The organism is Paracoccus sp. DMF-8 (assembly GCF_029309835.1).
In the GTDB taxonomy this organism is placed as follows: Bacteria; Pseudomonadota; Alphaproteobacteria; order Rhodobacterales; family Rhodobacteraceae; genus Paracoccus.
This window is the reverse complement of sequence record NZ_JARJHL010000018.1, coordinates 31,565-53,220: the sequence shown is the minus strand read 5'-3', so window position 1 is coordinate 53,220 and position 21,656 is coordinate 31,565. Positions and strand designations below refer to the sequence as shown.

The 21,656-nt window shown below is 61.6% G+C and carries 19 protein-coding genes and 4 pseudogenes; 12 read left to right on the top strand and 11 right to left on the bottom strand.

The features are described 5' to 3' along the window. Positions 1–86: 86 nt before the first annotated feature. Genes PE067_RS20750 through PE067_RS20735 form a run of 4 tightly spaced genes read right to left on the bottom strand, consistent with a single transcriptional unit; the run spans position 87 to position 3,539 of the window. Entirely contained in the window at positions 87–794 is a 708-nt protein-coding gene (locus PE067_RS20750; RefSeq protein WP_276191671.1) for a hypothetical protein, read from the bottom strand. A gap of 5 nt (positions 795–799) precedes the next feature. Next, a complete protein-coding gene (locus PE067_RS20745; protein ID WP_276191669.1) occupies positions 800–1,972 on the bottom strand; it encodes a restriction endonuclease subunit S in 1,173 nt (390 codons plus the stop codon). Next, positions 1,969–2,493, bottom strand: a complete 525-nt coding sequence (locus PE067_RS20740) for a class I SAM-dependent DNA methyltransferase (protein ID WP_276191871.1) — start codon at positions 2,491–2,493, stop codon at positions 1,969–1,971. Before PE067_RS20740 ends, PE067_RS20745 begins: the two co-directional genes overlap by 4 nt. Then, complete coding sequence (locus PE067_RS20735) at positions 2,376–3,539, bottom strand: type I restriction-modification system subunit M (RefSeq protein ID WP_276191667.1); 1,164 nt, start codon at positions 3,537–3,539, stop codon at positions 2,376–2,378. The genes PE067_RS20740 and PE067_RS20735 overlap by 118 nt, the downstream gene beginning before the upstream one ends. A 1,416-nt stretch (positions 3,540–4,955) precedes the next feature. Here PE067_RS20735 and PE067_RS20730 point away from each other — a divergent pair. The 6 genes from PE067_RS20730 to PE067_RS20705 all read left to right on the top strand — a co-directional run bounded on the left by PE067_RS20730 (position 4,956) and on the right by PE067_RS20705 (position 10,716). Beyond that, a complete protein-coding gene (locus tag PE067_RS20730) occupies positions 4,956–7,031 on the top strand; it encodes an AAA family ATPase (RefSeq protein ID WP_276191666.1) in 2,076 nt (691 codons plus the stop codon). Then, positions 7,024–7,485, top strand: coding sequence for a hypothetical protein (locus PE067_RS20725; RefSeq protein WP_276191665.1), 462 nt, complete (start codon positions 7,024–7,026; stop codon positions 7,483–7,485). Before PE067_RS20730 ends, PE067_RS20725 begins: the two co-directional genes overlap by 8 nt. A 98-nt stretch (positions 7,486–7,583) precedes the next feature. Beyond that, on the top strand, positions 7,584–8,057 hold the full coding sequence (locus PE067_RS20720) for a DUF6634 family protein (RefSeq protein ID WP_276191664.1): 474 nt from the start codon (positions 7,584–7,586) through the stop codon (positions 8,055–8,057). A 1-nt stretch (position 8,058) separates the two neighbouring features. Beyond that, positions 8,059–8,877, top strand: a complete 819-nt coding sequence (locus PE067_RS20715) for a metallophosphoesterase (RefSeq protein ID WP_276191663.1) — start codon at positions 8,059–8,061, stop codon at positions 8,875–8,877. Position 8,878: 1 nt separating this feature from the next. Next, positions 8,879–9,286, top strand: coding sequence for a hypothetical protein (locus PE067_RS20710; RefSeq protein ID WP_276191661.1), 408 nt, complete (start codon positions 8,879–8,881; stop codon positions 9,284–9,286). 371 nt (positions 9,287–9,657) lie between these two features. After that, a complete protein-coding gene (locus tag PE067_RS20705; RefSeq protein ID WP_276191660.1) occupies positions 9,658–10,716 on the top strand; it encodes a GSU2403 family nucleotidyltransferase fold protein in 1,059 nt (352 codons plus the stop codon). A 169-nt stretch (positions 10,717–10,885) separates the two neighbouring features. Here the strand turns inward: PE067_RS20705 and PE067_RS20700 are convergent, their stop codons facing one another. Further along, entirely contained in the window at positions 10,886–11,536 is a 651-nt protein-coding gene (locus PE067_RS20700; protein WP_276191659.1) for an RES family NAD+ phosphorylase, read from the bottom strand. Then, positions 11,536–12,147, bottom strand: coding sequence for a hypothetical protein (locus tag PE067_RS20695; RefSeq protein ID WP_276191658.1), 612 nt, complete (start codon positions 12,145–12,147; stop codon positions 11,536–11,538). Before PE067_RS20695 ends, PE067_RS20700 begins: the two co-directional genes overlap by 1 nt. A gap of 282 nt (positions 12,148–12,429) precedes the next feature. Here PE067_RS20695 and PE067_RS20690 point away from each other — a divergent pair. Next, positions 12,430–12,659: pseudogene (locus tag PE067_RS20690) on the top strand (transposase); the annotation flags it as partial. Here PE067_RS20690 and PE067_RS20685 read toward each other — a convergent pair. The 4 genes and pseudogenes from PE067_RS20685 to PE067_RS20670 all read right to left on the bottom strand — a co-directional run. Next, positions 12,659–12,863: pseudogene (locus PE067_RS20685) on the bottom strand (transposase); the annotation flags it as partial. The pseudogenes PE067_RS20690 and PE067_RS20685 overlap by 1 nt on opposite strands. 93 nt (positions 12,864–12,956) lie before the next feature. After that, positions 12,957–14,393 (bottom strand): FAD-dependent oxidoreductase, encoded by a 1,437-nt coding sequence (locus tag PE067_RS20680; protein ID WP_276191657.1) that lies wholly within the window; start codon positions 14,391–14,393, stop codon positions 12,957–12,959. A gap of 12 nt (positions 14,394–14,405) precedes the next feature. Then, the gene (locus PE067_RS20675; protein ID WP_276191656.1) at positions 14,406–15,395 is read right to left on the bottom strand and encodes an oligopeptide/dipeptide ABC transporter ATP-binding protein; all 990 of its coding nucleotides are present in this window, start codon (positions 15,393–15,395) and stop codon (positions 14,406–14,408) included. After that, complete coding sequence (locus tag PE067_RS20670) at positions 15,385–16,137, bottom strand: ABC transporter ATP-binding protein (protein WP_346429753.1); 753 nt, start codon at positions 16,135–16,137, stop codon at positions 15,385–15,387. Before PE067_RS20670 ends, PE067_RS20675 begins: the two co-directional genes overlap by 11 nt. Between PE067_RS20670 and PE067_RS20665 the strand changes: the two genes are divergently transcribed. Beyond that, positions 16,081–16,824, top strand: a complete 744-nt coding sequence (locus PE067_RS20665; RefSeq protein ID WP_346429752.1) for a LysR substrate-binding domain-containing protein — start codon at positions 16,081–16,083, stop codon at positions 16,822–16,824. The genes PE067_RS20670 and PE067_RS20665 overlap by 57 nt on opposite strands. A 155-nt stretch (positions 16,825–16,979) precedes the next feature. Here PE067_RS20665 and PE067_RS20660 read toward each other — a convergent pair whose 3' ends face one another. Continuing rightward, positions 16,980–18,449 carry a helix-turn-helix domain-containing protein gene (locus tag PE067_RS20660; protein ID WP_276191654.1) on the bottom strand — a complete coding sequence of 490 codons (1,470 nt, stop codon included), beginning with the start codon at positions 18,447–18,449 and terminating at the stop codon, positions 16,980–16,982. On the opposite strand from PE067_RS20660, the gene PE067_RS20655 reads away from it, so the two are divergent. The 4 genes and pseudogenes from PE067_RS20655 to PE067_RS20640 form a co-directional block, all read left to right on the top strand. Continuing rightward, entirely contained in the window at positions 18,448–19,737 is a 1,290-nt protein-coding gene (locus PE067_RS20655; RefSeq protein ID WP_276191653.1) for a sodium:solute symporter family protein, read from the top strand. The genes PE067_RS20660 and PE067_RS20655 overlap by 2 nt on opposite strands. Continuing rightward, a complete protein-coding gene (locus PE067_RS20650; RefSeq protein ID WP_276191652.1) occupies positions 19,734–20,435 on the top strand; it encodes a 2-dehydropantoate 2-reductase N-terminal domain-containing protein in 702 nt (233 codons plus the stop codon). The genes PE067_RS20655 and PE067_RS20650 overlap by 4 nt, the downstream gene beginning before the upstream one ends. After that, positions 20,417–20,818: pseudogene (locus PE067_RS20645) on the top strand (3-keto-5-aminohexanoate cleavage protein); the annotation flags it as partial. The gene PE067_RS20650 and the pseudogene PE067_RS20645, both read left to right, overlap by 19 nt. A 99-nt stretch (positions 20,819–20,917) precedes the next feature. Further along, a pseudogene (locus PE067_RS20640) lies at positions 20,918–21,643 on the top strand (IS5 family transposase); the annotation flags it as partial. Between the last annotated feature and the right edge of the window lie 13 nt (positions 21,644–21,656).

Sequence of the window (21,656 nt, the reverse complement as noted above, 5' to 3'; positions counted from 1 at the left end):
GAGGATCGTTACAGGTTGCCCGTCCGAGGATTGGCAGTTGTCATGGGATCGCCGACAACTGCGTTGTGACGAAGCGGCGGGGATCATCATGCCGCCTTGATGGCTTCTAGCTTCTGGCGGACGTAGGCCGCGCCGATCGGGCTTATGCGCCATCTGCCTTCCTGACAGGATCTGATCATCGCAATCAGGTCGCGAGCTGAGCCAGAATGGTCGAATTCCTTCCGGATAGCGGCGATCCGTTCCTCGGTGAGCGGCTCTGCATCGCACAGAGCCCGAAGCCAGAAGTCATATGACCGATCCCGGCCTTCACGAATGGCGAGAAGAATCCGACGGATTGAATCGTCACTGATCTGCCGCAGGAGAGCGGCGGCTTCCGGATCCTCATCAAGGACCAACAGGCCGTCCCTGGGGTTCATCCCTTCAAAAAGGCACAGGACAACGGGCTGACCATTGAACCGGGGCCACAATTCGATGATCTCGCCGGTGATCACCTCGCCCGCCGCCGGTTCGAAACGGTCGAAATCTTTCTGATATACCTTGCCGGACTCTTTCATCACCATGACATCGCCATTGAAGACCGAATGCCGCGAATAAGCGTGACGGATCATCCGAGCCCAGAGATCGCAAGCCTGTTCAGGGCTTGCCTGAAACTTCGAAGCGATTTCAACGGGGTTGTCGATCTTGGCCCCATCCACCTCATCATACCGGACAGCGCGCCCAAAGTTGTCGAGCGCCCAGAGCGAAACCCGGCGCTGATGGTCGGAAATATCGAAATTTTCCTTGATGTAATCCATGGCGCTCACACGAACATCTGTTGCAGCAGGCCCTTCTTGAAGGTCTCCATATGGGTGATCTGGTTGGCAACGGCGGCGATCTTGGCGTCCATAGCCGAGAGGGCATCGGCGATCTTGCGTTGCTCGTCGGGGTGGGGAACATCAAATTCCGCACTGGAAATGATCGACCAATCCGCCCGAGGCATCTTCGATCCGGACGAGATTGTTGCCAGTTCCATGAACCTGCTACTCTGGATCAGATGGAACAGGAAATCATTACTCACGCGCTTTCCACGCAAGACCCAGATTTCGGAGGAACAGCAGCCTTCGAAATCGGGTTGCGCAAATTTACGCAAGTAGGGACGCAATTTTCCGAACAGCACCTCCCCTGTCCGGAAGACCGATTTCAGGCTGGCGCTTTCATCCGACTGGCCAGCGTGAATGATCCAGCCTGTTCCGGATTCGATGTTTTCCAGGTCAATGACCGGCATTCCTTCGTGGACGTTACGCGGGTCGAGCTTATCAGAAGAACGCTCTGCAATTTCAGCAAATGACACCTGATCCCACTCCGGAAACTCCGTCCCATCGTCACGGGTAAAGCGAAGCTCCTGGGAAAACAGGCGCTGCATCAGGCCGGATTTGAACGCCTCAAGCCCGGATTTCTTCCGCCGCAGGGCGTCTAACTTGGCGTCCGCCGTGCCGAGGAAATCGGCAATCTTGTGTTGTTCGGCAGATGAGGGAAGGCGAACAGGAATTTGCGCAAAGTCATCGAAGTAAAGGCGTAGGCGATCACTAGTGAGCCCATGGGAATAGGCCCATAAAGAATGCAGCATTTTGCTGTTGCCGAAGCGTTGGATGAAGAAGGCGGATACGGTGCCTTGTTTCGGCCGCAGGACCACATAAGCGGGGCTGACCATGCATGCCGTATCCGCAACACCCGCTGCCCCCTGCCACATGCGCATAGTGTTATAAACGATGTCATTCGGCTCGGCCCGCAGGTTGCTGCCGTCCGCCGCGTCGTCAGCCATATGGCGTTCCATGCTGTCCCGACGAACAAGCCCCCGATCCATCGTCACCGAATAGACGGGAAGACCAGCAGATCCCTTTGCTGTGCTTTTCGCGAAGGCGTCCCCAGCATGACCGGCTTTCCAACTCCCCTGAAATTCCGGAAACCGCAGCTGCGGCACCGTCCCGCTCATACCGGGCTCTCCAGCCCCAGCTCGGCGCAGAAGGCACGTAGCTTCGCGTCGACGCCCTCCATCTCCGCATCGACCGCCTTCAGATCCGCCGTCACCGCGGCCAGGTCGATCGGCGCCTCTACCTGGAAGGTCTCCACATACCGCGGGATGTTCCAGGTTCCAGTCGTTCCCTGAATCTCGGACCGAGGCGCGTTATGGGCACAAGCGCGGCTCCCGGCCCTGGAACGGTAGGCCTCGACGATGCGGTCGATATCGCGCTCGCGTAGGTAATTCTGGTTCTTGGCCTTCTCGAAACAGGAGGACGCATCGACGAACAGCACCTCATCCGTCTCGCGGCATTTCTTGAACACCATAATGCAGGTGGGAATGCCGGTGCCATAGAAGATATTCGCCGGCAGACCGATCACCGCATCCAGCCAGTTCTTTTCGCGGATGATGAACTCGCGGATCGCGCCTTCGGCCCCGCCCCGGAACAGGGCTCCATGCGGCAACACCACCGCCATGGTGCCGTTGTCGTCCAGATGCGCCAGCATGTGCTGCACAAAGGCGAAATCCGCCTTGGACGCCGGCGCCAGCCGCCGCAGGGCGCGAAACGGTCATCCTGCAGGAAGATCGGCCGCGCCGACCATTTCGCGGAAAACGGCGGGTTGGCGACGATGGCCTCGAAAAGCTGCCCCTCATGCTGGGGGTGTTCCAGTGTGTCCTCCTGCCGGATGTCGAAGCGGCTGTAACGGACCCCGTGCAGGATCATGTTCATCCGCGCCAGGTTGTAGGTGGTGCGGTTCATCTCCTGCCCGAAGAAATCCGCGACCTCGTTCACCTCCTTGGCGACCCGCAGCAGCAGCGAGCCGGAGCCGCAGGTGGGATCATAGACCGACTTCAGCCGGGTCTTGCCGGTGGTGACGATCCGGGCAAGGATCGTGGAAACCTCCTGCGGGGTGTAGAACTCGCCCGCCTTCTTGCCGGCGCCGCTGGCGAACTGGCCGATCAGGTATTCGTAGGCGTCGCCCAGGATGTCGGCATCCGCGTCATCCAGGCGGAAGTCGATGGCGTCCAGATGCACCAGCACCTTGGCGATCAGGTCGTTCTTGGCCTCTTCGGTGCGGCCAAGCTTGGTCGAGGTCAGATCCATATCCTCGAACAGATGGCCGAAATCCTCTTCGGACGCCGCGCCCATGGTCAGGCGTTCGACATTGGCAAGGATCCGGGTCAGCTGGCCCAGGATGAACTCGCCACGTTCGCCACGGCGGGCAATGTCGCTGAACAGCTCGCCCGGCTTCAGGAAATAGCCGAGCGCCTCGACAGAGGCCTCGCGCACCGCAGCGATGATGTCCATGCCATTGATGCTGTCTTCCTTGACGGTCGCATAGTCCGGCGCGGTCTCGCCCTCGTCCAGCCCCTCGGACAGGATGCGGTTTGCGTAGAGATGCATCCGTTCGGACAGGTATTTGTAGAAGATGAAGCCCAGGATGTAGTCGCGGAACTCGTCCGCGCCCATCTTGCCCCGCAGCGTGTTGGCAATGGCCCAGAGCTGCTGTTCCAGCTTCTTCTTCTGCCCGTCCGTCATAAAGTATTTCCGATTTCTGGCCTATTTCCAACATCATACAAGGGCTCGCCCAATACGGCAATCATGCCAGCCGCCAAGAATGTGGATAACCTCGGTTTGCGAAAACCCGAAGCCGATTGTGCCATGGCGGCCCGAGACACGCGCCACCCCCAAGGGCGCAGGTGAGGCTTTCTCCCGACCACTCATGGCGTTAAGGTAGGAAATCCGCGAAATATCAATGATGTAACGCTGTTACGCCAGTGTCACAGGGCGCGTAACACCCACAAGTCCTTGATTCTTCAAAAGGAAAAGGGTGTTTATTTATATGTTACAAGAAATAAATTTATATATATACGTATACGCGCATACGCACACACACGCGCACGCAAAGACACATTCCCCCGGTGTAACAGGCGTAACAGCGTTACACTTCGAACTTAATTAAGCGAAATCATGCGGTTGAGCCGTTACGGCGCCGCTCCGTGGTGATATGGGGGTGTTACAGGAAGCGTCGAGCCCGCCTGGCACCCATCCCAATATCGCCATCGAACGCGCCGGGTGCTACCAGCTGCCCCCCTTGGCCGCGCCTTCCGCATGAAGCGTCGCGCGAGCCCTTCCACGCGGCGAGGTTGCTCGCCCATCTCCCCGACGCCCTGGGTGCTCGCAGGGCGGACCCCTATGCGAAAACACAAAACCGGCTTCCAAAGCCGAGCACAGACGGCAAGCCCAAGGGGACCAGCTCGCGCCCGACCGCCAATGCGAAACAGGTGCCTCTTTTTCGTTTTTCGCATTCTATTCCTGCAATCAATTCTGCGGCCAGCGCCAGATTCCACAAGAAAAGCAGACATCAATAACACCTTAAAATCCATGATATCCTGAAATAATACATCAAGAATTAGCATGCAGATCATCGGGAATGGCGTATGACCTTATGCGAATAAGAATAGGGACATTTATTTAATCAAGGAATCGCATGATAAATATCCCGCATGCCGGTATGCGAAAAATTCCGACATGGGTCGCTTTCAGATTTCCCGTTTGCGAATTTGAAAATTCGTTTGCTTTTTCATGGCGTTATGATTTATAATCTGCCAGAATCCTGTTGACGACCAGTTCGATCCGACCATATGTTCGAATTAGAATCAGCCGAATGCCGGTAAAATATGTTGCCCGTGTTTTGGCGCACAACAGCGATAGGAACCGAATGAGCCCCAGCGATCAAGAGACAATACGCCCCGCCGGGGACCAAGGGATCCGACCCTAAATCCGTGAGTGAAGGCGCTCCATCTCTGGCCGGAGCAATTCACTTTTATTTTTCGCAGAATCAAAAAATCCGGGCAGGATTTCTGCCCGGAACGGATACGCTCGACCGGAAACCACCCCATGCCTCATCCTCCAAACCATCCCACGACTCCGCATCCCCACCCGACCCATCTGATGCTGCGAGCGGCAGCGCAGCTTATGCTGTCACCTTCGGAGATCGGCGACGATGTCGGGCCTTTATCTACCATGCCCCGGCAAACCGGTTCCGTTGACGAGATCCGTGATGAGGCCCTGCGTCTCTTCAGGCGCGGGCCGATCCCGCCCGGCTTCGGTGTTCGCCGCGACCAGAAGCGCCCGAAGAGCCCGGCTCGGCTTTATGCGGCACTGACCCTGGCCGAGGCAATCGGCACTGAGGCACGCCTGAAGCAGATGCTGCGGCGCGCAGCGGTTTCCGTTGTCTCGGTTCCGCTCACATCGCATGATATCGAGGCGGCGCTGATGCATGCGCTTTGCCCCGGATGGGCTCTGGCGGAGCGGGGAAATGAGCATGAGGACCGTGTCCGGATCTGCCGTGATCCGGACAAAATTGGCGCCACGCATCTGGCGGCCGAGGATTTGCAGCTGATCTTCCTGGGAGATCTGGACCGGCTCCCGGAAATAGTCCGGGCGCTCGATCCGCTCGTTATCTCGAACGTGCCGCCCGGCAGGGACCGTGTCCGCTGGATGATAGCCTGGTGCTATCCGCGGGTTGGCTCCAGCCCGACCGCAATGGCGGCCATCGAAAGACGCCTGCCTCCGGAGGAGTATCTGCGCCGGCTGTCCGGCGCACAGATCGTTGCGGCCATGCGCGCCCCGACCGCAGGCGGGGCGATCCGAACGCTTGCCCGGCTCTGCGCCCCGAAGGGCGCATCGCCGGACGTGCCGCCGCTTTCCTCCATCGTGGGACTGGGCGCCGCAACGGATCTTGCGGCGCAAATCGTCAAAGACCTGCAGGCCTGGTCAGAGGGCACTCTGTCATGGACCGCAATCTGTCGGGGCCTGCTGTTGTCCGGAGAGCCGGGCACCGGCAAGACCCTGTTGGCACGAGCGATGGCAAATCAGGCTGGTATCTCGTTCGTCTCAGGCAGCTATGCAATCTGGCAGCGCGACAAAGACGGGCATCTGGGCACCATGCTGAAGGCGATGAACAGCACGTTCCGCGAGGCAGAGGAATCCGCGCCGAGCGTTCTGTTCATCGATGAGATCGATGCTTTCCGGACACGCACCTATCGCGACGACCACGGATCTTCCTACTCCGAAAAGGTGACAGCGGCCCTGCTGGAGCAATTGGACGGGGTCGCCGGTCGTGAGGGCGTGGTCGCGGTGGCGGCCTGCAACCATCCCGAGCAGGTGGACCCGGCGGTCATTCGGTCCGGTCGCTTCGACCAGCACATCCGGATCGGATTTCCGACCACACCGGAACTGGCCACCATCCTTCGTCAGCATCTGGGCGGGGACCTTCCGGATATCGATCTGGCCAGGCTGGCTGCTCTGGTGCCGGGCAAGACCGGGGCAGATTGCGCGGCGGCGCTACGGATGGCCCGCACCGCAGCCCGGTCAGCCAGGCGCCCGCTCCACGAGGATGACCTCAGAATGGCCTTGCTCGGGGATCAGAGCGATTTCCCCGCACCGCTGCGCATGCGGGTGGCCGTGCATGAGGTCGGCCATTTTATTGCTACAGTTGCTTTGGTTCTGGGCAATCCTACCGGAATCCGGCTCTCGTCGGGGCAAGGTCAGTTCCGCATGACTCCATATCCTTTCCAGCCCTGCGCACCGGAATTGCATGCTCTCCGCATCAAGGATCTTGCCGGCCGGGAAGCGGAACGACTGATCCTGGGCGATGTCAGTGCAGGAGCCGGTGGCCCGTCCGACAGCGATCTGGGCAAGGTCATGCTGTGGCTTATGCGCGAAGAGCTGTCTCTCGGACTCGGAGTGTCCGGCCCGCTCTGGCTTGCAGCGGAGCCGGCCCCGGAAACCTTCTTCTCGCTGCCCGAGACCATACAGGCCCGGATCCGGCAGATGCTCTCCGCTGCGGAACAGCAAGCCCAAATGATTCACAAAGCCAATCGCGGCCTGATCATCGAGATGGCCGAGCGGCTGACGGAGCGTTTTGCCATGGGGGCGGAAGAGCTTGCCGAATATTCGAAACGGGTCGTCATGCCGGCCCTTCCTTCCGGCCTCGCCGGAGTTATGGCAGGCACCGATGACTGATCTGCGCCTTGCCTCCGTTGCCACACCGGAGTTCGCCATGTTCCTCCAGACCCCCGAAAGCAGATGCGCGGCCATGCGGGTTATGCAAGCCTGGCCGCAGGTCTATCGCTCCGCCTGCCCGTCCAACAGCGCGAGCTTGCTCTCCGATGGTTTTCGATGCGGTCCGGGCTGGTATCCGCTGATCGAGCGGCTCAGCGCCGATATTGCCGCAATTCTCGACGAGATGCCCGTGCCGGCGTTTCGCGTGCTCCAGGTGAATCAGAAGTTCGGCGGGCTGCGCTTTCGCGTAACTGGCAGCAATGAGCGCATCCTGAACCGCATCGCCAAGGCGCAAGTCGAGGCCGCGCATACCTGTGAGGGATGTGGCGGCCCGTCCCGCATCCGCAGCGTCGACATGTGGCTGACCACAAGCTGCGATCCCTGCATCGAGCGGACCCGACCCCCGCGCAGGTAGCGCCGCAACACTCTGCACCTCCTTCTTCCCGGAATCCATTTCCGCCTGCGGCATCGCCGCAGCCGCCCTCTTCATGCCATCGAAACGGAGAAACCGTCATGAAACTTTCACCCATCGACCGCGCCTGGTTCGACAAGGTGCTACGCGCCATCGCCGCCGTCGAGGCCGGGCCGACCGAAGAAGATCTCGCTCAGGCGCCGATCCTGTCCGACTGGAAAGCGGCGATCTCGCCTGGCGGTCATGTGATGCTGTGGGGTGAGGTGACCGATCACCCCCTCCTCGGCAATGCAAGCATCCACACCTCGCAGCTGATCGCCATCGATCCCGCTGCTGGCTGGGCCCGGACCGCATCGCGCTGGTATCGGCTCGGCCGATCCATCGACGCCCTTGAGGTGGAATTGGCTGAATCCATGAACGGAAAGGCGAAGCTCGCGGGCTCCTTCCAGTTCGCCCTGCCGGGATTCGCCAACATCAACGACCCGGAGCTGCTTCAGAAGCTTCTGGCCGCATATATCGCGCGGGTGCGCGGGATCGACGCGGCGGACCGTTCCGCCTCCGGGGAGGAGGAGTGACATGCATTGGTTCACCGCCGATCCGCATTACAGCCATGACCGGATCATTGGCTTTTGTGACCGTCCGTTCCCAGACGTGGCCGCGATGAATGCCCACCTGCTGGCCGAGTGCCGGGCACGGGTCGGGCCGGATGACGATCTGTGGATTCTGGGAGATTTGACCGCGGGAAGATCAACCGATGCGCAACGGCGTGAGGTGCGCACCATTTATCATGCCCTGCCGGGCCGCAAGCATCTGATCCGGGGCAATCACGATGAAGACTGGGTCTGCGATCTGCCCTGGGACAGCGTGGCCGAGACCGCCGACATAGTCGTCGACAAGCGGCGACTGTTCCTCTGCCATTATCCCATGATCACTTGGCCGGGCGCGCGGCACCAGGGGCTGCAGCTGTTCGGCCATGTGCATCAGAACTGGCGGGGGTCGCGTAATTCCGTGAACGTCGGCGTCGACGTCTGGGATTTCCGACCGGTCACGCTGCCGGAGATCGAGGCCCGGGCAGCCAGGCTCCCGGTCAATGCACACTGGGATCAGGTCGAACCGGGCCGCGCCTGGCCGACGGAACTTTGCGCGGGCTGCGGCGCGATCCTGGATCCGGCGCTTGTGTTCGGCCATGCCGTGGTGCGCAATGGTCGGATCGTCGTGGCTGCGACCAACGAGACGATTGTCACCATCGGAGAGGCCATGCGCAAATGGTTGCCGGAGGGTCGCCGTGTCTGCCCGGAATGCATCGGCGGCTATCTTTCGATCGGGGAGGTCGCGCTGCCCGCCGGATTTACCTTCGACGAGATGCGGAACCGGGCCGTTCCGAGGCAGAAATAGCATGCCGCCGAAAAATCCACCTGAGAAATCCGGCATCAAGGAGCGCCTCCTCGCCAGCATCGACCTGATCGATGCGTCACAGGCCTGCGTGCTCTTGCGTATCGAAACGGATGACCCGGAAGGTGCCATGCAGGCCATGGCCCGTGAGGACGGCGTCATCGCTCTGATTCAGAATGGCAGGACCATGGTGCCGCTATTCCAGTTCGATACGGAACTGGGCCGGGTTTTCGATGTTGTCCTCGACCTCCTGAAGCTCAGGCCCTGCCGTATCAGCAACCTGATGCTCTGCTACTTGCTGACCCGCGCCCACGTCGATTTCGGCTGCCCGCCGGCGCAACGGTTCGGGAAAGATGACGCGGCAGTCGTTGCCGCATTCAGGCGATATATCAAGCCTGTTCGTCATGGGTAAACCGTCGCAGGCCAAGCGGAATGAGAAGCCTGACAGCCGGATGCGCCGGCTGATCGACCTCCCGGAAGACGGTGACGGGGCCGAGGCCCGGCGGGAGGATGATGCGTCCCCATAGCCAAAAAGGAGATCCGGGGGCGGCCCTTCATCCCCTGAACCAGGTAGTGCAACCTTTCACGGGCAAAAAACGCATCACCGGGCGCGCCGCCGCTTCGCAGATAGCCTCGGTATCGGCCGTGTCGCCATCCTGTCTGTATCATTATGGCACATAGGTGCCGCCAGCAGTGGCCACCCAACCCCTCATCAACGCCGATCAAGAGTTCTTATAGACAATTAATTAACTTGTTTCTATAAATAGCTCCCAGGAGGTGCCGATGGTTCGTCTACCCGTTTCCTTGCAGACACTCTACGCCGACATGGTCGATCGCAGTTGGTCGGGGTCTTACGCGGAACTGATCGAAGCCGGCGGCGCGCCCTACCGGCAGACGATCGGAGGCCGAGAGTTCTGGTATCTGAAGATGCCCATGATCAACGGCGTCCGGAAGAAAGACCTCTACCTCGGGCCGGACAGCGCCGAGGTTCAGGCCCGATTGCATCAGCATCATGACCTGAAAGCCGTGCGCGCCGAGCGTCTTTCCATGATCCGATCCCTGCGTGCGGCCCGGCTGCCCGGCCCGGACCCGCTCTCGGGGAAAATCATGTCGACGCTGGCGGCGGCCGGGGCCTTCCGGCTGCGGGCCGTAGTCGTTGGCTCGGCGGCATTTCAGACCTATTCGCCGATGCTGGGGGTGCGTTTCGACAACGCGGCGGGCCAGACCGGGGACCTCGACATAGCGCAATTCCATTCGATTTCGCTGGCGGTGGACGACGCTATCGAGCAGGATCTCCTCACCACCCTCCAGACGGCGGATGAGCGGTTCAGGGCGATACCGTCGCCCATAGACGGGAGGCGGACCCTGCGATACGCCATTCGGGTGGGAAGCCAGGAAGAATTCGCAGTTGACCTTCTGTGCCGGCTGCGCGGGCCGGAGCGCGGAAGCATCACCCGGTTGCACGCGATGAAGGGCGATGCCCAGCTTCTTCGCTACCTCGACTTCCTGATCTACGGCGAGATCAACGCGGTCGCCCTTTACGGGCTGGGCGTGCCGATCAACGTGCCGGCGCCGGAGCGCTATGCGGTCCACAAGCTGATCGTCTCCCGGATGAGGATCAAAACGGCCGAGAGCCAGGCGAAAGCCCGGAAGGACATCCGCCAGGCGGAGGCCCTGCTTGAGGTGTTGCTGGAGGATCGCCCTTATGAGCTGGAGGCGGTCTGGACCGAGGCAATGGCACGGGGGCCGAGCTGGAGAAGCAAGCTCCTTGAAGGGGTTGCCATGCTGAAAAAACCGGTGATCAAGGCGATGCAAGAGCGGATGAATATCCAGCAGGATTGAGCCGAACCCCCGCTTATAGACAAAAAATTATAACTGTCTACAAACCGCAACCAACCCAGGGAAGGCCTGGTCATGCTCCCTTTGAGACGGTATCCTTGCCCCTCCAATGTCACGGCAGCAGTTCAGGCAGTCGCGACAGCGGCGTGTCGGTCAGCCGCATCGAAGACCATCACATCAGCGCGTAGTTGAGCGCGGAAGCCGCCGCAAGAAGCGGCGCTGTCAGTGCCGGGTCGGAAAGCGGCCGGTGAAAATCCGGCGCAGCCGGCAGCGCGTCGGTCGCTTTCTCGTAAAGGGCAAAGGCGTCGGCATTGCCGCCCATGGATGATGGATAGATGATCCCGTCGAGGTCGGGCCAGGCCTCGTGAATGGCTCGGCTCCAGCGTCTTGCGCGGGCCTTTGCTCCGGTCGAGATCGTTGCAGATGCGCTGGCACGGGTCGGCCACAGCCCGCGCAGATCCAGCAGATCAAGATGCCGCGTGATCCGAAATACCGCAAACCATGGCTCGCGGTCCGATGAATCGATGATGCGAGTCTCCTGGAACACCTCGGCAAGGCAAACGGCCAAAGCGCCAGGAGGGGCCGAACCGGCCGCGTAAAAAATACCGCGCGAACCCAGGGCCGGCTGCCCAGCCGCATCGGGCAGATGATGGTCGAAGCGCGACTGTCCGGGACCCCAGAAACGGAACTCGTCCCAACTGACCGGCCATGCTCCGCCACGAAAGAAGACCCGCGCCAACGGCGACCCGGCCTTCAGTCCAAATATCTCGGGGCCAATCCTACGCAACTCCGCCACGCTGGGCGGTTCGGGAAACTTCGGCATCAGAGGCTCTGCGCCAGCTCCCGAACCGGGTCCGGGTCGTTCCCCGCGAGCAGCCAGTCGATTGGCGTCATCGGCACGCCGTCGGCATTTTCAAGGTCCGACTGCGGGGTCGAAAAGAAGGCCGCGACTTGAAGCGGCCTTACATCCCGGCGGATTGCCCGCATGACGGTGCGCAGCCCGGGAAGCTCCCCGGATTCGGTCAGCTGGAACACCGGGACGCGCAAGCTGCGGCCATCCGACGCGTGCACCGCAAGGAGGGTTCCTTCCCGCACACGCTGGCGAAGCCGCCCATCTGTCACACCAAGCTTTGCCGCCGCCTCAGCCAATGGCAATGCGGTCGACACCAGCGCGGCATGGTTGGCCGTAGCCTTGAGCAGCGGGGCCGCATCGGGATCTGACTGATTGGCCACGACCCCAACCATGTCAAGCGCGGCCTTCTCGGCTGCGGAGAGGGGCTCGGGGCGCCCGTGAGGCCTGAATCGGTCACCGTGGCGCTTCAGAAAGGCCGCCGCGACCCGCGCAAATTCCTGCTCGCCGCCCCGCAGTTGCAGGCCGGTCAGCGCCTGCTTCAGCTCGGCGAACCCGTTGTTATCCCGGAGGGCTACGGCCATGACGACACCTCATATCTCTATCGAATAGATACATCGTTAGGGATCGTTAGTCAATGTGCCTGGGCATGTGCCAGGCGCTTCCAGCCAGCTTCAACGCCGACATGAACCATGTTTGGCCCATGTTGAGATACCGAGGTTCGCCGTGACTACCCCAGACCGCCCGAATTGCCTTCACGATAGCCAAGCGCACCCCTCATCGCACAGCGAAGCATCTCTGGCGAGGTAGTCTGGACTTGCCCGGCAAATATGGAGAGCACCAACTGAGGAACCAGGAGGTGTTCTATGGGAAACGGGAACAGACCGACGCCGGAGTTTCGGCGTGAAGCAGTGCGGCTGGCACTGACCAGCGGCCGGACGCGGCGGGAGATCGCGGAGGATCTGGGCATCGGGCTGTCGACGCTGACGCGGTGGCTGAGCCAGGAGCGTGATGACAGCGAGCCGAGTGAGGCAACCGTCTATCTCATGTCGAGTTGAAGCGGTTGCGGCGGGAGAATGCAGTCCTGAAGCAGGAGCGCGCCAGTTCCCTCTTCAGCCGCCGGATCTCGGCATCCTTCTCCATGTCATCGACGCTGCCTTCGCGAACTTGCGCTTCCATTCATAGAGCGAGTGCGTGCTGACCCGAGCCGCTGCGAAACCTCCCTCGCCGCATAGCCCTGTTCCGTGATCTGCGCGACCGCATCGCGCTTGAACTCATCCGTGAAATTGCCTGTGCCCATCATGGCCTCCTTGCCTCGAAGTTAGCGAAGGAAGCGTCCACGAAACACGGGGCTATTCAGGGGCTGTGCAATATCTTTCTTGAACGAAGATAGTCAGCGAGTGCCGACCTTGATACCCAGTATTTTGGGCAATGCGGCGCCGGCGCGTTGCAGAGTTGTGCCGCGCTGGCCGTGCTCCTCGGCATCTTCGCAGCCTAAGATGGCGGAGCGAACCACTCGCCCTCCCCAGGTGCGGAAAGGCTCGGCCGGGAAACGAGCTACCCTGCGGGTGCAGAACGGAGATTGGGTCCAATCGTCCTTGACGCCCAGCACCAAGCCTGAGAGGCATTCGCCACCGATGCGGGTGGCGTTAACGCCATGGCCGGAATAGCCCGCGCCCAAATGCACGCGGCCGCCACCAGTGGTGACAAAGAACGGCAGCCGATCGGGCGAGATGTCGATGCCGCCACCCCATGACTTTGCAAGGCCGATCCGACCAAGCTGCGGGAAGAAGCGTCGGATCGCCGCCAGTGCCCGGTCAGCCGCCAGTTGATCGTGGGTCAGCAGGCGCGAATCCACCTGCGCCCCGAAGGCGATCGGACCCGAGCCCGAACCCATAAGCAGTCGGTCCTGTCCCGCTTTACGGAAGTAATGCACAAACATGCGCAGATCGGCGAGGCCCTGGTCGGCATGCCAACCCAGTCGCTCCACCATGTCCTCCATGGGCTCGGTCATCACTGCATAGGAGGAGAACAGTGCAAGGCTGCGCGCCACTCGGGGATGGCCGACCAGTGCGATGTTGGTCGCGAGCACCACCTGATCACACAGGATCTCCCCCCGCGCGTGACGCACACGGCAAGGACTGCCCTCGTCAAAGCCGGTCATTGGAGTGTTTTCCCAGACTACGACCCCGGCATCGAGACAGGCGCTGCGCAGCGCCCGCGCCAGGCGCGCAGGCTGGACATTGGCGCCCTCGGGAAGCGCAAGACCGCCTCGAAATACCGGTGATCGCACATGGCACGCGAGCTCCTCGCGGCTGAGTGCCACTACACTGTCAGGCACGCCGAGTTCTTTGGCCATGGCGACGGCGGCCTGTGCCTTGGTTTCCTGCAAATCGGTGGTAATGGCGCGCAGATTGCCTCCCTCACGCCACCAGACATCGCGGCCAGGTGCATTGGCGAAGTTACGCATCATGTCCTGAGCTTTGGTCCCGAGGCGTGCAATCTCCAGCGCCTTGTCTGGCCCGAAGTTAGCCACCATGGTGGCTAGAGAACCCCAGTAACCATGCACCTTGCCGCCGTTCTTACCGGACGCGCCCGAACCGCAGAGACCTCCCTCGATCAGTGTTACCGAGAGATGCGGCGCGCGCTCGCGTAGACGCAGGGCGGTCCAGAGCCCAGTGAACCCACCGCCAACCACCACCACATCAGCCCGGGATTGCCCTGCGGGGGCGGTAGTCGCGGAAGACGGTGCTTCGGCGGCAATGGCCTCCTGAAACCACCAGGACATGCCATCGGGCGCGGGTGCCTGTTCTGCGGGGACCTGAGACATAGGATTTACCAATCAGTTCGGGAAGTGGCAGGCAACGGCATGGCCACCCACCGGTTCGGTCAGAAGTTCCGGGCGGCTACGGCGACAGAGTTCGCTCGCCTTTGGGCAAAGCCCCGCAAAGCGACAGCCGACATCCGGGTCGGTCGGGCGCGGTGGTTCGCCGGTCAGCACCTGGGTTTCACGGCTGCGCTCCACGTCGGGGTCGGGGATATTGGCGCTTTCCACCAGGATCCGTGTATAGGGGTGCCGCGGACTGGCCAGCAATTCGCGGGCCGCGCCCATTTCCACGATCCGCCCCAGATACATTACCGCGATGCGGTTTGACATGGCACCAACCACAGCCAGATCGTGCGAGACGAAGAGATAGGCCAGACCACGTTCGGCCTGGAGTCGGCGTAGCAGCGTCACCACCTGGGCCTGAACTGAAACATCCAGCGCCGAGACTGGCTCGTCGCAGATCACAAGCGACACCTCACCCACCAAGGCACGGGCAATTCCAATGCGTTGCTGCTGGCCTCCCGACAGCTGATGCGGATAGCGCAGGGCCAATTCCTGCGGGATGCCGACCTCGGCAAGCATCGCCATCGCGCGAGCTTCGCGTTCGGCCTTCGACAGTTCGGGGTGATGGATGTCGAGCGGCTCGCGCACGGTCTCCAGCGCCCGCATGCGCGGATTGAGCGAGCTGTAGGGCGACTGGAACACCATCTGGATGCCGCGCATGGCAGTCTGTCGTTGCCCAGACGGCATAGCCATCATATTCGCGCCCTCGAAGCGAAAATTGCCAGCAGTAGGCTCGATGACCCCCGAGAGCATCCGCGAAAGAGTTGACTTTCCACATCCGCTCTCGCCTACGATGCCAAGCGTCTCGCCCCGTGCAATCGACAGAGTGATTCCGTTGACGGCATTCAGCTCCAGCGCCGGCTTCCTCCAGCCACGGCGAAGCCTGAAGCTTTTGCGCAGGTCGGTGACCTCGAGAACCGGAGCGTCGTTTTCATTGAGCATCGGCTAGTCCTCTCACACCGGGCAGGTGGCACAACACCTGCGCTCCTGAAGGCGCGACATGCAGCGGCACGCGACCTGCCTGGCAGGCCGGCAGTGCTACGGGACAGCGCGGAGCAAAAGCGCATCCCGGCGGGGGTGCATAGGGCGAAGGCGGCACACCATCGATAGCGGCCAAATCGGCCTCGGGACGGTCCAGCCGCGGAATTGCCGAAAGGAGCGCCTGAGTGTAGGGGTGCCTGGGCGAACGGAAGATCTCGCGCACATCGCCACTTTCCACGGCGCGGCCGCCATACAAAACCATCATGTGGTCTGCGATCTTAGCCACAACTCCCATGTCATGGGTTATTAGCATGATGGCCATGCCGAAGGTGTCTCGCAGGTCCGACAGCAGCCGCAGGATCTGTGCCTTGATGGTGGCATCAAGTGCAGTGGTTGGTTCGTCAGCAATGAGAAGGTCGGGAGAAGCCGCGACCCCCATGGCGATCATGGCGCGCTGGCGCATGCCACCTGAAAACTCATGAGGATATTGGTGGACCCGCTCGGAAGCTGCCGGGATGCCGACCAGGTTCAGCAGTTCACGGGCTCGCTCGTAGGCCGCGCGGCGCGACAGCCCCTCGTGAACCATCAGCATTTCTGCGATCTGGTAGCCGACGGTGGTCGAGGGGTTGAGTCCTGAAAGCGCGTTCTGGCTGACAAGCGAAATCCGCCTACCCATCAATGCCCGGCGCGCGCGTGGAGGCAGCCGGCTGATGTCCTGCGTGAAGGGCGCCGCGGCGTATTGCGCATCGCCACCGCACCCTCAAGCCTGGTGGCTGTAGTGGAGGCAGGCCATGACGAGCTGCGCCGGCTGGCGCCCGAGGCCCTGCTTGACGTGGCAGCGGCCAGAACCAGTTCCGTCCTCGACATGATCACGACGGGAGCGGCAGAGGTGGGGTTCTGCCAGCTGCATGGCATGGAGACCGGTATCGTCAGCCATAGCTCGTTTCGTGGCTCGGTGGTGTGCGTGCTGCCGTCGGAGCATCCCCTTGCCCACCGCGACGAGCTTTCAGCCCAGGACCTGGCTGGCCAGCCGCTGATCACCTTCCCCAATGCCGAATTAACTGGCCGCCGGGTGATGATGGCATTTTCTCGAGCCGGGGTGATGCCCAACATTGTGCTGCATGTAAGCCAGACGCTGCAGGCGCTGAATCTGGTGGCAGTCGGCCGTGGCCTTGCGCTGGTGGATTCTTATTTCGGCAAAAGCCTCGCCCGTGCCAGCACCGCCACCCTGCCGGACAACTACCGGGGCCTGACCGTGGTGCCGTTCAATCCAACGATACAGATCGACCTGCACATGATCACGTCTGCGAGTCGACCACTCAGTTATCTAGCGGAGATCTATGTGGACACCCTGCTGTCGCGCTATCAGGTCGATCCCCTACAGAGCTGAGTCCCTCTTGTCCTGCGCGCCAAAGGCGCAAAGCCAGCAGCGGCGTCTGACAACTGCCCGGTGCTGCTCTATCCTCTCCCTCATCCTTGCTGACAGGTGTCCGCCACACTGCCCGACGATATGAATGTCCAGTTTACGATAAAATATAATCAGGGCTAACTGCGGGAGGTATCGGACCTTGTTCTGACCACAGTGCTCAGATGATCAAGCCGAAGTGCGATATGCAGTTCGGAGCGTGCCACAGGATCCTCCCACCCTCCAAGCTCATGAGATAGCGTCTCTAGACGCTGACGAACCGTGTTGACGTGAATACCCATTTCGCTCGCAGTCCGCGCCAAGCTGAACTGGTTGTCGAAATAACAAAGCAATGTTGTCTTCAACTGTGCTCGCTGGTGGGGGTCACGATGGTCGATTGCCGCCACACGGGCTTGGACGAACGCGTCGACCTGCTCCGGCTGGGCTGTCTCGAAGAGCTGTGCGAAGAGGCTTACTTCCTGCGCTTGCAGGAGGCGGGTGAGACGACCAAGGCGTTGCATTGTGCTCATCATCTTGCTGGCCCTTAAATACTGGTGCGCGGCCCCTTCAAGCCTTTCAAAAGGCTCCACCAAGATGCCAGTAGCCCCAAGCAAGCTAGAACAGAAATCCGTCAGAGGTGCCTGTGGACCAAGGGCTACATGGCTTCCCTGAATGGTGTCTATCAGCAACCCATACTGCTCCGCCGCCTGTCGCAACCATTCGCCACCGTCAGACGGCAGATCGAACAGCGCCAACTGCAGGCACTGTCCGGGCTTCTGCCTGAGACGATCTCGGGCAGCGACCACGGTGGCGGCGTCCGCCTGGGGAACCAGCACCAGATGACGTAGTAGCGTCGAGGAGGCAATCTGCCGTTCAGCCTCGCGCTTTTCGGACCAAAGTTTCGCGATCGAGAGGGCTACGGCGCTGCGCTCAAGATTGCGGAGCTGGATGTCATCAGACTCCCCTTCGTGGCAAATCAGCAGGCTGTCTCCCGGCCCTGTGCTACCCGGCAGAGCCAAGGCGAGGCAACGCTCGTTCGCTTTCTGGTGAAGGAGCGTCGCCCGCCCGTTAGCGCGGGAGTTTGACAAAGCAGCAATGATCCGCGTCGGGTCTAAGTCTTGGAGTTGATCCAACAGGCTGCCGGAATAGCCTGGTGCGCGGATTTCTTCTCGCACCACCAGTCCGGCGTCACGCAGTTGAATCGCTCCCTCAACCAGCACAGCCATGCGGGTCAGAAAGCGGGTTAGATCGGCACCTTGGGCCAGCATTGCCATCATCTCATCATGGGCTTCGGCAGAGCGCTCGACACGGTGGACGTGCGCCTCCAGCCTCAGTCGGCTGTGCTCGGCGTCCTCCAGGGCCTCCGAGAGGCGGGCGAAGAAAGACGCGTTTCGCATTGCGATGCCGGCATGCAGTGCGAATGACCCAAGGACCGAGATTTCGCGGCCGGTGTAGTCGCGGGCATATCGGTCAGCGACGAACAGGAGGCCCTGCACCTTATCATCGGCCACGATCGGAAAGCCTGCCAACGACACGATCCGCTCGGTCCGGAACTGGGCGTCCAGATCAGGCGCGTGGGTCGCGGGCTGGTTCCTTGCCACTGCCGTCATGCCGATCCTTGCGAACCGCGTCCGCCGGCCCGAACTGCCGGCAAGGACCTTTCCGGAATTCATCCGAATGCGGTTCGAGCCGTTCGAGCGTGTCAGCTATCTGCAGTTGCTGGTCGCGGCGCTGATGTTCGTCGGCTATTTCGTCTTCTGTCACCTTCAGGTCGTGGGCTTCGGCATCGTCTTCAACACGATAACGGGCGTGCCCTACGAATACGCCATTTTCGCCTTTCTCTTGCTTCTGCTGCTTACCTCACTTGGCGGCTTCTGGTCGGTCGCTGCCACGGACACGCTGAACGCGGTTCTGATCCTGGTCGGCCTTGCCTTCGGAACATGGGCGGTTCTGGCTGCGACCGGCGGTTTCGGCAACATCCTCGACACGATCGCGACCACCACCGCTCCGATCAACGAGGGTGGCGAGCCGCTGGAGCCGGGCATCCTGCTGACACCTGCGGGGACATTCGGCTGGTCGGTCTTGATGGGCATCTTCATGGCAAATGCCGTGGGGGCGTCGGTTGCGCCGCACTGGATCGCGCGCTTCCTTGCACCGAAAAACAGCAAGGCCGCCGTGCTGCAGATGATGTGGGCGCTTGTAGCGCTGATCCCGATCTTTGCCTGCCTGATCATCATCGGCCTCGGCGCGAAGGCGCTGCTGCCCAGCCTGCCAGAGGGGCGCACGACGGACTATATCATGCCGCTGATCGTGCAAAGCCACGCGCCAGCCTTCGTCGGGGCAATGACGCTGATCGCACTGCTGGCCGCAGCAGTATCCACGGCGAATTCGATGCTTCTGAACTGCGGAACCTCGATCTACTACGACATCTTCCGCCAGCTCAACCCGGACCGGGAGTTCGACGACGCAGCGGCAACCCGCCACCTGCGCCTGGCGGTGCTGGGTCTTGGCTTTGTGGCGGTGATCAGCGCGATCAAGCCTCCGCTGCTGCTGGCGATGGGCTTCACCTATGTCTACGGGGCCTTCGGGGCGGCGTTCATGTGGCCTGTCTGGCTGGGTCTTTTCTGGAAGCGGATGAACCGGGCCGGCGCCTATACCGGGATCGTAGTCGGGGCTGCCGTCTTCATCGCGGCAAAAGTGGGCGGTTCCGCCAATGCCTTTGCCTGGGGTGCCGCCTTCTCGCTGGTGGCGACGCTGATCGCGGTCTACCTGACGCCGCGGCCGCCGAAAGAGGCATGGGAGCCTTATTTTGAACCCCAGGTCAGCGCCTCGACCCGCGCCGTCGCCTTGCGGATCCGTCGAGAGAACGATCCGACGATCAAGGCAGACGCGGCATGACCAAAGCAGCGATCATTGGTGCCGGCTCGCTCGGCACCATCATCGGAGCCTTGATGACGAAAGGGGGCCGGCCGGTCGAACTGGTCGATACCAACATCCCTCATGTCGAAGCCCTCAACCAGAATGGCGCGCGGATCAGCGGCGAGATGGAGCTGCAGGTGCCTGTCCGCGCCATCACGCCGGATCGGATGCAGGGACCCTATGACCTCGTCTTCCTGCTGAGCAAACAAACAGCCAATGCGCAGGTCCTGACACATCTGCTGCCGCATCTGCATCCGGGCAGCCTTGTCTGCACGTTGCAGAACGGCATCCCGGAACCCTCCGTCGCCGCGATCGTCGGCGCGGACAGGACGATGGGCGGGACCGTCGGTTTCGGCGCAACTTGGGAGAGACCCGGGCAGTCGCGGTTGACGACGCGAGCCGAGGTCGTGCGCGACTTCGCCTTCGAAATCGGTTCTTATGGTGCGTCGCACCCCCTGTTGTTGGTCGCACAGGAGCATCTTGAATGTGTCGGCCACACGCCGGTTCTGGATGACCTGATGGGGGTGCGATGGTCCAAGCTGCTTATGAACGCCACCTTCAGCGGCATGTCGGCCGCATTGGGCTGCACCTTCGGTGAAGTTCTGGACGATCCGGTTGCCGTGGCTGCCGTCATTCGCATTGCGGACGAGGTCGTCAGGGCCGCCTTCACAACCTGAAGCACTTCGTTGACGAGGGGCTGGTCAAGCCGCCCTTCTTCATTCAAACCGTGATGGGCATCCTGGGCGGTATCGGCCCGGACCCTGAGAACCTGATGGTCATGCGCCAGACGGCCGACCGCCTGTTCGGTCGCGGCTCCTACCAGTTCTCGGTGCTGGGAGCCGGACGGCACCAGATGCCCCTTGTCACGATGGGTGCAATCTTGGGTGGGCATGTTCGCGTGGGGCTGGAGGACAGTCTGTCCTTGGGTAGAGGCGAACTGGCAACGTCCTGCGCCGAACAGGTCAGCAAGATACAGTCCATTCTGACCGAGCTGTCGCTGGACATCGCAACTCCTGCAGATGCCCGAGCCTTGCTGGGCCTGAAGGGCGCGCCGGGCTGATATGAGCACTATCCAAGTCCCTCGCCTTCCCGCCATGTTGGCGCAGGCGAGGGCCTCTGGGGGCAGAGTTTGCCGCTGCAGTAGGTTAAGCGTCCTCGCATGACGAAACCTGAAGCTGCCCGCTATCGCACGACGAACTGGAAATCCTACAATGACGCCCTGAAGCAGCGCGGCTCGCTGCTGATCTGGTTGGACAGGGATATGGAATGGCTTGCCCCGAAGTTCGGTCGTCCCGGCCGCCCGCCAGTGTTCTCCAATGCAGCGATCCAGTTTTGTCTCATGGTGAAGGTGCTCTTTGGCCTGCCGCTTCGGCAATGCACGGGCATGGTGGCCAGTATCCTGGAGATGGCAGGGCTCTACTGGGCGGTGCCGGACTTTTCCACCCTGAGCCGCAGACAGAAGACCCTTGCCGTTCAGATATCCAGCCGCCGCGCGCCAGGGCCGCTGGACCTGCTGGTGGACAGCACCGGGATCAAGTTCTTGGGTGACGGAGAGTGGCTGGCGCGCAAGCACGGCACGCAAAGCAGGCGCCAATACCGCAAGGTCCATCTGGCGATTGACACGGCTACCGGTGACATCCGGGCGGTGGAATTCACCTCAAGGCGTGAGGGAGACAGCCCTGTCCTGCCGGACCTTCTGGATCAGATCCCGCCCGCCGAACAGATCGGCACCGTGACCGGCGACGGCGCCTTCGACAGCCGACGTTGTCACACGGCCATCCTGGATCGCGGCGGCACCGCCGTTATCCCGATCCGCAAGAACGGCCGCCTCTGGAAGGAAGACTGCCCTGCCGCCCGCGCACGCGACGACATCCTTCGGGCGACCAATAAGTTTCTAT

Excerpts from the sequence above, each read along its gene's own strand:
- PE067_RS20695 (WP_276191658.1), bottom strand. The coding sequence starts at position 12,147 with ATGGCCGTAGCCCTCCGGGATAACAACGGGTTCGCCGAGCTGAAGCAG.
- PE067_RS20650 (WP_276191652.1), top strand. The coding sequence starts at position 19,734 with ATGACCAAAGCAGCGATCATTGGTGCCGGCTCGCTCGGCACCATCATC.
- PE067_RS20680 (WP_276191657.1), bottom strand. The coding sequence starts at position 14,393 with ATGTCTCAGGTCCCCGCAGAACAGGCACCCGCGCCCGATGGCATGTCC.
- PE067_RS20725 (WP_276191665.1), top strand. The coding sequence starts at position 7,024 with ATGACTGATCTGCGCCTTGCCTCCGTTGCCACACCGGAGTTCGCCATG.
- PE067_RS20745 (WP_276191669.1), bottom strand. The coding sequence starts at position 1,972 with ATGAGCGGGACGGTGCCGCAGCTGCGGTTTCCGGAATTTCAGGGGAGT.
- PE067_RS20655 (WP_276191653.1), top strand. The coding sequence starts at position 18,448 with ATGCCGATCCTTGCGAACCGCGTCCGCCGGCCCGAACTGCCGGCAAGG.
- PE067_RS20700 (WP_276191659.1), bottom strand. The coding sequence starts at position 11,536 with ATGCCGAAGTTTCCCGAACCGCCCAGCGTGGCGGAGTTGCGTAGGATT.
- PE067_RS20675 (WP_276191656.1), bottom strand. The coding sequence starts at position 15,395 with ATGCTCAATGAAAACGACGCTCCGGTTCTCGAGGTCACCGACCTGCGC.
- PE067_RS20735 (WP_276191667.1), bottom strand. The coding sequence starts at position 3,539 with ATGACGGACGGGCAGAAGAAGAAGCTGGAACAGCAGCTCTGGGCCATT.
- PE067_RS20720 (WP_276191664.1), top strand. The coding sequence starts at position 7,584 with ATGAAACTTTCACCCATCGACCGCGCCTGGTTCGACAAGGTGCTACGC.
- PE067_RS20730 (WP_276191666.1), top strand. The coding sequence starts at position 4,956 with ATGCTGCGAGCGGCAGCGCAGCTTATGCTGTCACCTTCGGAGATCGGC.
- PE067_RS20715 (WP_276191663.1), top strand. The coding sequence starts at position 8,059 with ATGCATTGGTTCACCGCCGATCCGCATTACAGCCATGACCGGATCATT.
- PE067_RS20705 (WP_276191660.1), top strand. The coding sequence starts at position 9,658 with ATGGTTCGTCTACCCGTTTCCTTGCAGACACTCTACGCCGACATGGTC.
- PE067_RS20660 (WP_276191654.1), bottom strand. The coding sequence starts at position 18,449 with ATGACGGCAGTGGCAAGGAACCAGCCCGCGACCCACGCGCCTGATCTG.
- PE067_RS20750 (WP_276191671.1), bottom strand. The coding sequence starts at position 794 with ATGGATTACATCAAGGAAAATTTCGATATTTCCGACCATCAGCGCCGG.
- PE067_RS20710 (WP_276191661.1), top strand. The coding sequence starts at position 8,879 with ATGCCGCCGAAAAATCCACCTGAGAAATCCGGCATCAAGGAGCGCCTC.